This window comes from Dubosiella muris (assembly GCF_004793885.1).
In the GTDB taxonomy this organism is placed as follows: domain Bacteria; phylum Bacillota_I; class Bacilli_A; order Erysipelotrichales; family Erysipelotrichaceae; genus Dubosiella; species Dubosiella muris.
In genome coordinates, this window is record NZ_SRYG01000003.1 from 26,702 (window position 1) to 39,581 (window position 12,880).

General features: G+C 43.3%; 7 protein-coding genes. All 7 read right to left on the minus strand.

What is annotated here, in order from left to right:
* Positions 1–37: 37 nt before the first annotated feature.
* Entirely contained in the window at positions 38–172 is a 135-nt protein-coding gene (locus tag E5336_RS12530; protein ID WP_277820736.1) for a hypothetical protein, read from the minus strand.
* Between the two features lie 18 nt (positions 173–190).
* Positions 191–1,432: a glycoside hydrolase family 5 protein gene (locus E5336_RS01870; protein WP_168353512.1), complete on the minus strand. Its 1,242-nt coding sequence runs from the start codon at positions 1,430–1,432 to the stop codon at positions 191–193.
* 100 nt (positions 1,433–1,532) lie between these two features.
* A complete protein-coding gene (locus tag E5336_RS01875; protein ID WP_135979401.1) occupies positions 1,533–3,065 on the minus strand; it encodes an LTA synthase family protein in 1,533 nt (510 codons plus the stop codon).
* A gap of 134 nt (positions 3,066–3,199) precedes the next feature.
* The gene (locus E5336_RS01880; protein WP_135979402.1) at positions 3,200–5,230 is read right to left on the minus strand and encodes an LTA synthase family protein; all 2,031 of its coding nucleotides are present in this window, start codon (positions 5,228–5,230) and stop codon (positions 3,200–3,202) included.
* Between the two features lie 106 nt (positions 5,231–5,336).
* Positions 5,337–7,559, minus strand: a complete 2,223-nt coding sequence (locus E5336_RS01885; protein WP_135979403.1) for a phage tail tip lysozyme — start codon at positions 7,557–7,559, stop codon at positions 5,337–5,339.
* Between the two features lie 103 nt (positions 7,560–7,662).
* Positions 7,663–10,554, minus strand: coding sequence for an RICIN domain-containing protein (locus E5336_RS01890; RefSeq protein ID WP_135979404.1), 2,892 nt, complete (start codon positions 10,552–10,554; stop codon positions 7,663–7,665).
* A 24-nt stretch (positions 10,555–10,578) separates the two neighbouring features.
* Positions 10,579–12,873 carry an RICIN domain-containing protein gene (locus E5336_RS01895; protein WP_135979405.1) on the minus strand — a complete coding sequence of 765 codons (2,295 nt, stop codon included), beginning with the start codon at positions 12,871–12,873 and terminating at the stop codon, positions 10,579–10,581.
* Positions 12,874–12,880: the final 7 nt, after the last annotated feature.

Below are 12,880 nucleotides of genomic sequence, written 5' to 3' on the forward strand. Positions count from 1 at the left end.
ACGTGGCCGAATCAGCCTGACGTCGCTTTAAAAAAAATTATTTCACCTGGATTTGGTCGACTTGGATCGATTGATCGCTTTGCACGATCAGACCAATATCGGAAATGGATTGTCCCGCGTCGACTTTTCCATTGTAGTCGAGATTCGTGATTTGGATCGTTTGATCATCCATTCTTTGGATATCGCAGTTCTAATGGTCGCTGACTTGGACCGCTTCAGGAAATTGGACTGTGAATGTCCAGGACGTGATGGCGTCCGGAGAGGCGTTGTCAAGGGTTCCCTCAAGCTGGACAACGGGTTTATTTTTTTCAGTCCACGTATTGCTCGACTGAAAAGATAGAGTCGCTTTTCCTTGCGTGGAAGTCGATTGGATCGGTGAAATTTTTTTAACAGGTGTAGCCGCCTTGTTTTGGGCAAGAAGCCATTGTCCGGAGGGCGTTAAATCAGCGGTAGTCCAATCATCTAGGTTTGTACCCGGTTTCAATATGGACGACGATTCGTCTTTGTTGGACGCGTTCCATAAAATACGACCGGTATCGTACTTGTTCAACAACCGGATCCAGGTGTTCCCGCTTTCCTCGTCGATTGCGCCGTTGCCGCTGGCATCGCAAATTCCAAACTCGCTGACCACGATTGGAATCTCGTTTACGACTTGCTCGTACTTGGCGCGCAAGTCGTCTTTATGCGTGGCGGCGTAAAAATGAAGCGTATAGGCCACATTTTTAAAAGACAGCGGCGATTGGGCAGCCTGCTCAATATCCTGGGACCAGTTAGGAGTTCCAACCAGAATAAGAGTATCGGAATACTTGCGGATGACAGGAATGATTTCATTGGCGTATTCACTGACTTCCTGCCACGTTGTTGAACCATTGGGCTCGTTGCATATTTCAAAAATCACATTCGGGAGTTTGCCGTATTGTCTGGCCATCTTTTCAAAAAATCCTTTCGCCGAATCAAGATGCTCCAGCGGATTTTGATCGGATAAAATGTGCCAGTCGACAACGCAATACAGGTTGAGCGATTGGCAGAGCTTGATTCCTCGATCAATGAGGCTTTCCAGCTTTTGTGGATAGCCATCGGTGCAATACCCTCCGGATTCGGCTGTGTACATCGCGAGCCGGACTGTGTTTAAACCAAAATCGTTTTTAAAATTTGAAAAGCTTTTTTCATTCACGATTTCCGGGAACCAGGCAAGCCCGTGCGTCGATATCCCTTTGATCACGTACGGATTGCCGGATTCGTCGACCACGCGGTTGTTCGTCGTGGATAAGCACGAAATTCCCTTTTCTTTTTGTACCGGATCGGATTTTTTTTCGACTGCTGATTGTTTTGTTTGCGAGTCGGATCGTTTCGTTGTGTTTTGACATCCGCATAGGACACATAGCAATGCCAAAGCGATCATCGAACATTTTTTGAAAAAGTTTCGTTCCATGAATTTCATTCTCCTGTTTTTCTTCTATACTATATCAACTTCCTTCGGAATGTATAAAATAAAACTCGATGTGTACATTCCTACATATCGAGTCGTTTCGTTAATCCGCTTTTTGAATATGGTCTTGATAGTAGATCGAAAACCGTTTTAGCTCTTCTTCCAATTTGTCCGGCCCCATTTTCTCTGCCAACGTCGGCGTGGTACTGTACAAATCGGTTCCCAGCCCGACCCGGTCCCCTTCGTATTGCACCCCTAAAGCGGTCAATGTCGTTGGATAGAAGTCAAAGGCGGTCAATGTCCGATCTTCCTCGCTTTGTTTTTTTGCTGGCGAGTTGATAAGCGTATAGTATCCTTTGCGTTCGTAATCATTCCCTATGTGTTCATTGGCCCAACTATCATCCATTGTCAAATGATCCCCGGCAATTACGATAGTGGTGTTGTCGTAGAAGTCTTGTTTTTTAATCCATTTCACAAAATCACCAATTTGTTTTGAAGAACAACGAATCACATTCGAGTACTGATCCGGATACTCTTTAGGACAGTCTTTACATAAATACCCTCCGGTAAAATGAGTATCACACGTCAACATTGTAAAATTAAAAGGTTCATTTTGAGAAGCCAGTTCCAGAAGATCCTCCTTGGCGTATTCGAACAGCTTTTTATCCTCGTATCCCCACCAAACTCTATAGTCTTCAGGAAATTTCCCTTGTTCTTTCTCATAATAATAATCGTGAATTTCGTAATTTCCATGCTGCGTAAAAAACAAATCCCGTTGGGCAAAGCCTGCATCCGATCCCATCAAAAAGATTTGGTTATAACCTTCCTTTTCTAAAATCTCACCTAATGTATACGCGCCATCCATAAACTGAAATTCAATGGCTGTATTGTCCTGAGCAACTGGCGTCTTTAAATTAGCCCCTGATGTTGAAGCGATCAAAGAGGCTGCCGTCCAGCCATTGGATGGAATGATCGTATAGCCATTTCCACTTGTAAAAGTGTTTTTATTCGTAGCAAGCTTTGACAATTCTGGAATTAAACTTTCTTGGAAGGCTCCACCATGTTGCATATCGCCATAGCTCGTTTCCATAGATTCAAGATAAATATAAATCAAATTTCTTTTTTTCTCCGGGAAGACATACGTTAACTGCGCCGGATCTACATATTCATCTTCATAAAGTGTTGACGGATTTAAATAACCATCCATATACTCATAAAAGCCAATTTGCTTTGCGAATGAATCAAAGCCATCCCACATAATCGCCAATGAGCATAAAAGGAAAATAAACGTACAAATCCGACGCAAAATATTCTTTTTAAAATAAAACATGAGCGCGTTAAGGCAACCTAAAAAGACCGCTAGCGACAACGCGCAAAGAAGCGGCTGTTGAATGCAGGCTTCCCAGAACTCGTTCATTACCCCTTCCCCGGCCCCGTCAACCGAAGTATTTACAGTGAATAAAATTTGCTCGAATGGAATATTTCCGAATTTTTCAGGAACCCACTTGCAGGCTTCAAAAAACCCTAGCCCGATAAACACCCCTAAACAAATCAAAAGATTGACAAGTATAAATAAAACCCAACGGAGAACTTTCAATATTTTTTGTGTTTTTTTATTTTTTAATATTTCTTTCATATTTCCTACCAATTTGAAATTATAGCGAAAACAAATCGAAATTGCGAATTTTTTATAAATACTCGTCAGGTTTTATCTTCTCACGTAAAAATTATGAAAAGGCAGGTCGCTTTTAACCTGCCTTCAAATGAAAATCACTGGGAATCGGGCGCTCCCGGATCAATCGTTCCTCCTCCAGTTCCTGGATCAATCGTTCCTCCTCCGGTTCCTGGTTCAGTCGTTCCCCCTCCGGTTCCCGGTTCAATCGTTCCTCCTCCAGTTCCCGGGTCGGTCGTTCCTCCTCCGGTTCCCGGATCGGTCGTTTCTCCTCCGGTTCCTGGTTCGGTCGTTTCTCCTCCAGTTCCCGGATCAGTCGTTCCCCCTCCGGTTCCTGGTTCGGTCGTTCCTCCTCCGGTTCCTGGTTCGGTCGTTCCTCCTCCGGTTCCCGGATCGGTCGTTTCTCCTCCGGTTCCCGGATCGGTCATTTCTCCTCCGGTTCCCGGAGTCGTTGCCGGCTCGGAATACGAAGGAATCCAAATATAATCGGTATTGGAAAAACTCTCTTTATTCGCCTGATATTGTTGCGCAGTCGGAGCCTGTACGGGTTGTGTATTTTCCTTGAAATCCGATTCTTCCTTTTCATCTGTCGGGGTCGGGATTTTTCCTTCATCTCCACTTAGAATTACATCCTCATAAAATTTGGATTTATAGCTCATTTGCTGATCCAGCTCCTCATATCCCAAAATTTCAATCAAAGTTGGAATGTCGGAATAGAGCGATGTGCCAAGCCCTAAGCGATGGCCATCAATCTTTGCTCCCAGAGCCTCTAATATCGTTGGAAAAATATCCATGGTCGAATACGCTCTTGTTTTGTTTAAGGAATATTCAGGACCATTGATTACAGTAAAATATGTCCTTCGCGGGTAATCTTTGTCAATGGATTCGGGAACGAGTCCATCCATACTTAAATGATCTCCCGAAATCACGATTGTCGTGTCCTTGTAAAAATCCTGTTTTTGGCACCATTTGACAAATTCAGCAATTTTTCGGTCCGAACAATTAATTACGTTTTCATACTGCTCGTCGAAAGTATCTGGACAATCTTTGCATTTATAGCCGTTTTGGAAATGCGTATCCACCGTCAACATGGTAAAATTGAACGGCTCGGACTGCTTTGCCAAAGTGCTCAGTTCTTTTTCAGCATACTTGAATAAGTAATTGTCTTCATAGCCCCACCAGACATAGTAGTCTTTGTCGATGATCCCGTCGTCAATCGCGCTATAATAATCCAAAACTTTATAATCACCATGCTGCTGATAATAATTTTTTCTTCCCGCAAACGCGCCATCGGATCCGCACATAAAGTAGTTTTGATAGCCTTCTTCTTCTAAAATGTCACCTAGTCCCTTTACTGAAGGAAGAAATTTGGATTGCTCTTCAAAATTTCGATTGTAATCATTGTTGCCAATATTCAATGGAACACCCATCGACTGGGCCGCGATTCCGGCAATCGTCCACGTCGTATTGCCAGGCGTATACCCGCCATTTAACTGACTATCTTCTTGGCTTGTAAAATCAGTATTTTCCTGTGCGAGCGCTGTCAGTTCAGGAATCAAGTTTTGCTGGAATCCACCACCATTTTTCTTGTCTGTATACGTGGATTCCATCGACTCGCAAATAATGTAAATCAGATTTCTCTTTTTTTCAGGAAATTCAATGTTCGTTTTGCGGGCGTCCGCATAGTATTTATCATACAAATCGCTTTCCTTATTTAAACTTTCGTTATACTCTTTAATGCCCAAAGAATCATAAATTTTTACACCTAAAAACACATCAAAAAGCAATGTAAAACATGCGAGTCCAATCAATACCCTTTTTAAAATTTTCGTAAATTTCATTGGCTCGATCTTTGTTTGAATTTTCCCTTTTTTATCCATAAGATACAGCCAAATCATTCCCCCGAATACCAGAGTGCCTAAAAGAAGCAGCAGCCAGTTGTGTTCGAAAAAGCCTTTCACCGCATCCAAAACCGTATTTTCAGAACCAGACATACTGTTTTGCATGGTATATAAAATTTGAGCAAATCCCCCTACGCTCAATTTCGTTGACAAATAGTATTGAGCGTAACTTAAAATATTAAGAACAATAAATAGTAAATATATCGCAATAATCAGTGCGATCCACACGAAAACCCCTCCTCGCTGTATTGAGTTTATCGACAAAAAAGAAAATATACAAGAAAAAAAAAGAGAATCGGCATCTTACAATCCCGACTCTTGCTTTTTACACATTTTATAATTTCATTAGATGATTATACCAATAACGGGCATACACTTCCCGTTGCGGCTGATCATAATTATAAGGTCGCTCATAATTATAGATAAAAGCCTTTGCCAAATATTCCGGGGTCTGAGTAGAATGGGCAAATTCGTAAAAACTTAAATTAAACGCGTTCGTCGCATAATATTGAATATGGTTTTCCAATTCATAAATGATTCTGGCACATTGTCCAAATCCGCTGTTGATGGCGTATCCATTTCCTTCCAGCCAGTTGATTACATTCGTCGCCGGGGTCCACTGAACCAAACCAAATCCACAATTCAAGTTTCCTTCCTGACGGCTTTCCCATAATCCCGGGTTGATGTTGGATTCGCCTTGCATGTTTCCTAAAAGAGCGGCAACAGCGTTTCGAGTCCAGCCATAGCTTTTAAAGAAATTCCAAACCAGCTCGGCGTTGTTTTCCATTTGGGAAACCGTCAAATAATTGTTGGAACTGATCCATAAGGAATCATCATTATGCAGCGAGCTGAATGTAAACTGCTGCGCTTTGCTTCCATTCGACTCATAAATTTGAATATTACTTCCATTGACAGCCAACGCGGCTGTGATATCCAGAACAAACGAATCGTTTAAAGCGGATACGATGCGGTATGTGTTGTTTGTCCGCATAATGATCCATTTTTGATTCCAGGCGTTGGATTGCGCGCTTTGAAGCACATTATCGGCATTCCATCCTTTTCCATCGACTGCCATGAATTTCCCGGAACCGACATTTTTGATTGTCACATAGCCTTTTGCGTCGTTGACGATCACAAATTGCTGCGCCTTGCTCCGGTTATATTCATACAGTTGGATATTAGCGTTGTTCGCCGTGGATCCTCCCGCTATATCGAGAACCATATTCTCATTCAAGGCTGAGCGAATCACATATGCCCCATCCTCAATCACATTTAAATTTTTCTTCGCAATCGCATCCAGGCGCGTACGCAAATCCTCCGCTTTCTTCAAGATCCATTTTTCCGCCATCTGGGTCGCGTGAAGCTTTCCGATTTGCACGTTGTTGTCCGACTGGGTTATAGATCTTTCCGGATCCAGCGCCGAAATGATTTCGTAATTGCTACCATTTTTCCGGATGACCCATTTTTGAGCGCGCGTTCCATTGGACGCGTATTGTTGAAGATTGGAACCAATCGTCGTATTCGCCGCCTCCAAATCGAGAACTTTTCCCGATCCTATATTTTTAAATGTGACATAGCCTTTGCTGTCATGGCTCACTTCCCATACTTGCGAAGAAGCCTGGTAGTTTTTTTCAAGATCAACGTTCGCTAGATTATTGACCGATTGACCCTCTACACTTAAAACTTTACCGGTTTGCGAATTGACAATATAATACTGTCCATTTGCGACTAAGTTTTTGTTAAGCGCCGCCATCGCATCCATCGTTTGCTCTTTTGTGATGTATTTATTAAAAAACCAGCGTTGAGCGTTTGTATTGTTGGATTGATAAATCTGGATGTTGGATCCATTTTGAGGATTGGCGCCTGCCAAATCCAAAACATACGAACCATTTAGGGCTGACGCGATCATATACCCTACATCCATCTTCTTAATGATCCATTTCTGCGCTTTTGTATTGTTCGAATCGTATTGTTGCACATTGTTGCCATTGAAAGCTTGACCGGCGTTTACATCAAGCACCTTGTTGGATTGGATGTTTGTAAACGTATAATAGCCATCCGAACCCACATCGACCCGCCAGATTTGCGCGCCCGAATCGTTGTTTTCATAAATTTGCACATTGGCTCCGTTATAGGTTGCCCCGGCATTCACATCCAATACTTGACCGGTCGAAACAGCGGATGAAATCGTATAAACGCCGGAAGAAATCGCCGCATTTTCCCCGCCGGCTGCGCCAAAAGAGATCCCGCTTACATTCGAGACAGGCTCCTGTTCTTCCAATTCCGCTTCTTCTGCTCTTTCTTTTTCTTCGACCAGCTCGTTTACCGGTAATTCCTCCGCGACGGTTTTCACTTCCGGAACAGCGGAATCTTCTTTTGATTCATCCACATACACCGCCTCTGTCATTTCCAATTCATTCATAGGGGAAGTTTCGATTGAATTGGGGATGGATTCACTTTCGCATTCTTCCGCAAGAATGGCCTGCCCTGTTACGGCCAGACCAATCCCTACACCACTCAGGGCGGCAATATTTCTTAACTTGTTTTTTTTCACCATTTACGCTCTCCTATCTCTCTCTTAAACCCTCGTGCTATCAGTATACTATGAAAAAATATCCCGGAGCAATGCCATAGGCATATATTTCCAGGATATTTCGATTTTAAATTTTAATAAAATTCCAGCGTTGAGCGAGGGAGCCATTATCTTGGTAAATCTGAATATTTTGATTATTTACGGTATATCCCGCATTCAAATCCAGGACAAGAGACTGATTCAAAGCGGAAATGATCTTGACTCCATTTCCCGCTTTCTGAACGATCCATTTTGTCGCGTAACCGCTTTGACTCGTCTGCGCCACATTCATTCCACTTACCGCCTGATTTCCCATGATTCCTAAATATAAATTAGATCCTGCGTTGCGAATGCTCACATAGTGGTTTTGATCATGTTCAACGATCCATCGTTGCGCATTTGTATTATTGTCCGCATACAGTTGAACGTTGGCCCCTTTGGATTTAGAGCCTGCTGTGACATCCACATTATAAGATGGATCCTTACTTGAATGAATTTCGTATGTTCCGTTTTGGAGGCTGTCTTTATTTTCAAAAGCCAACTTATTTAACTTGTTTCTTGGATCTTCTACTTGCTCGAAAACCCACCTTTGTGCCAAAGTATTGTTCGACTGGTATAGCTGGATATTCGTCATGTCCCTCGTGCCTGCACCAGACAAATCGAGCACAAAGTTTTTATCCAACGCGGAAACGAGCTTGATTCCATTTCCCATTTGCACCGCAATCCACATTTGCGCTCTTGTTCCATTCCATCCATATTGCGAAACATTCGTTCCGTTGGCTTTCCGGGCCCCGGCTACATCTAGCACTTTACTCGAATTGATATTTTCAATTTTTAAATAACCGCCATTCACATGGGATAATTTAAAAATTTGCGCATTGGAATCGTTGTTGGTATAGATTTGAACATTGGTTCCGTTGCTTGTTCCCGCGCCCGCGATGTCTATGACTTTGTTTTTATTTAAACCTGTGGAAATTCTGTAATGACCATCTTTGAGCACATCCTTGTTTTTGCTGGCCAACGCATCTAGTTCTTTCAATGGTGCGATTAAGTCTTCTAAGCGCCATAATTGGGCTTTGGATCCGTTTCCAGTATAAAGCTGCAATTTGTTTCCATTTCTAAAAGAAGCCGCCGGCACATCCAAAACAAACTTGCTGTCCCAAGCTGTTGAAATCACATATCCGTTCGCCGTTGAACGAAGCATCCAGTAAGAAGACAAATCGTTTCTTAATTTTTGCTGCGTCACCGCCAGTCCGTCATGAACACTCCTCCAATCCGAAGCTGTAGTCAGGTACAACCCGGAATTGACATTTTGAATCGTGTAATATCCATTCGAATGTTTTTGGATCTTATATTGCTGCGCGGCCGTTCCATTGTTTCCATACAACTGAACCGTCACACCCGGATTTTTGCTTGCCGCGTTTATATCCAGCACTAGATTTTGGTTCCCCGCCGATTTAATAGTGTACGTAGAATCAGAAATCGCTTGATTCACAATATGGAAAGCTTTTTTAATCACGCCTTTATACATTCCTTTTCCAGTGACCGTGACCGTCGCCTGCCCAGGATTGACATTGTTGGCATATGACAAGAAATAGTCTTTTCCTTCGCTCAACTGAATATAGCGGCCATTTTGATAAAACCCCACAATCGGTTTCGTGGTGATTGCCTTTCCGGTATATGCCTGATCTCCAATCACGATGGTTCCATTGCTGGAAAAATTCGTGTTCAATGTCGGGATCGTTCCACGTCCAAGCGCAAAAACCGGACCGCCATCCTGGATGTCTTCCCACGCGCCGGACAAAACCGAGAACACCGAGGAAAGCGAGGCCTGTCCGCTTTGGTAAGAGTGGAGCGGATCATAAACCTGTGTGTTGCCTTGATTGTACCCTGTCAAATAAATTTCATGAGTAATGCCTACATATGGGCACCAGCGACTATACCCCACAGCGCTCGCGACGATTTTCCCTTCTTTTAACGCTTTTTCCGCCTCGGATCTTGTCAAATTATTTTGGTATGTCAATCCAAAGCGATTTGCGATATATCGCCAGGCTGACGACACGGTTCCATCCACGCCACCCGGATTGTAATAACCTGCCGCGTAAAGAATATTTCCCATATCCACCGGAGAATAGGAACTTCCCGTAAAATAATTCACGATTGCTGTCGCGGTCATGACAACGCAACCCGTCGAACTCATAGATTTTCCATTGTAAGTCAAATTTCCCCACCGACCATCTGTTTGATTGTAGTAAGGAACGTTATTGAGTGAAGTCGCGTAAATATTACCAGTCTGATCGGCCGTAAAACTCATATTTCCAACCTGATGTGTTCCTTTTAAAACCTTTCCCTGGCTGTCACAGTAAATATAGCGGTTATTATAGTACATGAATCCAGTCAGTGGATTGCCGTCGTTGTTGAATAAATGGGTATCTCCTCCAATGAGTACTTCCCCTTTAGAAATCTCATTATTCACGTAATATTTATTGCCCACCCAGCCATTTAAATTCGCTTTTGGCGCGTTTTGTCTGGACAGGGTCATCTTCATTGGCGCGGCTTCTTCTTTTACAGTTTCCAGCGTATCAAAACCTTTCTCCTGCGTTTCCTCTAATTTTACAGAAGAATCCAGATCTTTTTGATCTTCTTGTTCATTTTCGTTTTCTTCGTTATCCTGAATCGTTTGGAAATTTTCTTTTTTCTTATCTTCCTCGTTTCCTTGATTGACTTGGAAATCGCTTTGACTCAACGAAGAATCTATTTCCTCTTCCGATTCTTTTTTTGCGGAAAGCATCTCTTCTTCCGATTCAGCCGCTGGAGTCGACTCCCCATTCTCCTGAATCGCATTTCCCGACTCTTCGTTTTCAATCACTTCCGGAACGACATTATCCTCATTCGCAAAGATATTTTGATTTAATGCGGCCCAGCCTGAGCCAATCCCAAGCATTAAAGCCGATAAAATGATTTGGTGTTTCTTGTTCATATTTTCCTTTCTTGCTTTCCCTTTTTAAAAGAATCCATTCAGTTTATTTGATGAAGCAATAATTTGTGAAAGCTTTTGACGGATATATGGTCCCGGGCAACTTGTAGCGGCCACATCCCCATGGACGTTGATATTCTGCCCGTAAATCAGCTTGCCTAGATGATTTCTTGACGCAATGTCGGCGACCAGTCGAATCAATGAATTTAAAGTCGCATCGGTAATCTTGTATTCCGGCGCCAAAGTCCAGTCCGAGTTTTCAATCGTTACCGAATGTTTATTGCTTTCCCAGTTCGCGTTCGCCCAGGCCGTATCCTTTTCCGCGACATATTGACAGATTTCCCCGTTATAACCAATTCCGTAATGCGCCGAAGTCTCTCGGTTTGGATTTTGGAATACACCGCCGCACGATTCCGCTGTCGCTCTTCCATCCATATGGTGAATCGTTATGTTCGTGATCAAGCAGCCCTCTCTTCCTACCGTATAATTGTTCGTGTGAGCGGGAACCCACTTATATGCCAAATTGGAATTTGAAAATTGAGTGGATTGATCGGTCATATTTTGTTTCACCAGCTTGAATTTTTGCGCGTTCGTTCCATTGGACTGATAAATTTGCACATTTTGCCCGTTGGCTCCAATGCCACTCAATACATCAATCACAAACGCGGTATTCAAAGCCGACATAATTCTATATGTTCCGTCGCTATTCTTGCCAAAAATCCACTTTTCGTTCCACTGGTCCGCCAAATGATCGCTCAACTGCAAGTTCGAACCATTTCTCGCTCCACTCGCGACACCTAAATATTTTTTAGAGTGAACATTCATGATTGTGGAATACCCTAGCCCGTCTGTTACGATTTTGTATTTTTGGGCATTTGTCCCATTCGCGGAATACAATTGAACATTCGTTCCCACCTCGGTGACAGCGGCCGCGACATCGAGCACAAATTTTGAATTGATTCCGGATTGGATTTCATAAAAGCCATCCGAAATCGAACCTTTATTGCTGGCTGCGACCTGGTTTACCGTGTCCCTGGTCGATAAAGTTGACGCAAAGATCCACGCCTGCACCGCGTTCGTCCCTTTATTCAGCTCAATATCCACGTTCGATCCATTCGCGTTCAAACGGACACGCGAAGTAAGCGCCGAAACCAAATGATACGCCTCGCCATTTTTAACAGCAACCCACTTTTGCGCACGCGTTCCATTTCCCGCGTATTGCTGGACATTTGTGCCATTCGTCGACGAAGCGCCCGTCACATCCAATACTTTTCCTGAAGAAAGGTTGATCAAAGTAACGTATCCTTTTCCGTCATGTTGAACTTGCCATTTTTGAGAATCCTGATTCGCGCTGGATACAAGATTGACATTGGCGCCCGATGAGCTTTGATTGACATTCATGTACTTTCCGGTACCAACATTTCGAATCGTATAAGAACCATCTTTTAAAACGTTTTTATTTTGCGAAGCCAACTGATCAAGATATGCGATTTGATCAATGACTTTCCAGAATACCCAGCTTTGCGCTTTCGTGTTGTTGTTTTGATAAAGTTGAATGTTCGCGCCATTGCTGGTGTTGGCGCCCGCTAAATCGATCACATACGCGTTATTCAAAGCGGATACGATCTTGTATCCCGCATTGGTTTGCACGAGTTGCCATTTTTGAGCTTTCGTGCCATTCCCGGTATACTGCTGAATATTTGATCCATTGGCCACCTTCGCCCCCGTGACATCCAAATACTTTCCAGATCCGATATTTTGAATGGAGTAAAATCCATCGGCGTTATTGTATTCGAGTTTCCAAATTTGCGCGTTTGACTCGTTGTTATCGTAAATTTGCACATTTCCGCCGTTGTACTTCGCTCCCCCGGCTACATCTATGCTTTTATCCGGATTCAATGAACTGAAAATCTGATAATTTCCATTTTCAAGAATCGGACCACCCATCGCTCCAGTCTTTAAGTCGACCGTTGAGTTTTCTGAATCGTTATTTTCAGGCACTTCCCATAAAATGGATTCATCAACCCTGAAATCTTCCGTTTCTTGTTCAGGATCCGGCGACTCGTTCGATGGTTCAGCACTTTGGTCTTCCAAAGACGAAACAGTTTCAGCCGGCGTTTCCTTCTCGCTCTGATCTGGCACCTTGTCGCCTGGATCGCCTGCCATCTTTTCGCTTGCGATTTCAACAGAAGCATCCGATACAAGAACTGGATCTGTCTCCTCCTCGCATGCGTAGATTGCGGAGCCAGCCACCGTTATCATCCCAATCCCAAATCCACTGACAACCGCGAGTTTCCGAATTGTTTTTTTCTTATTATTCATAGGTTTT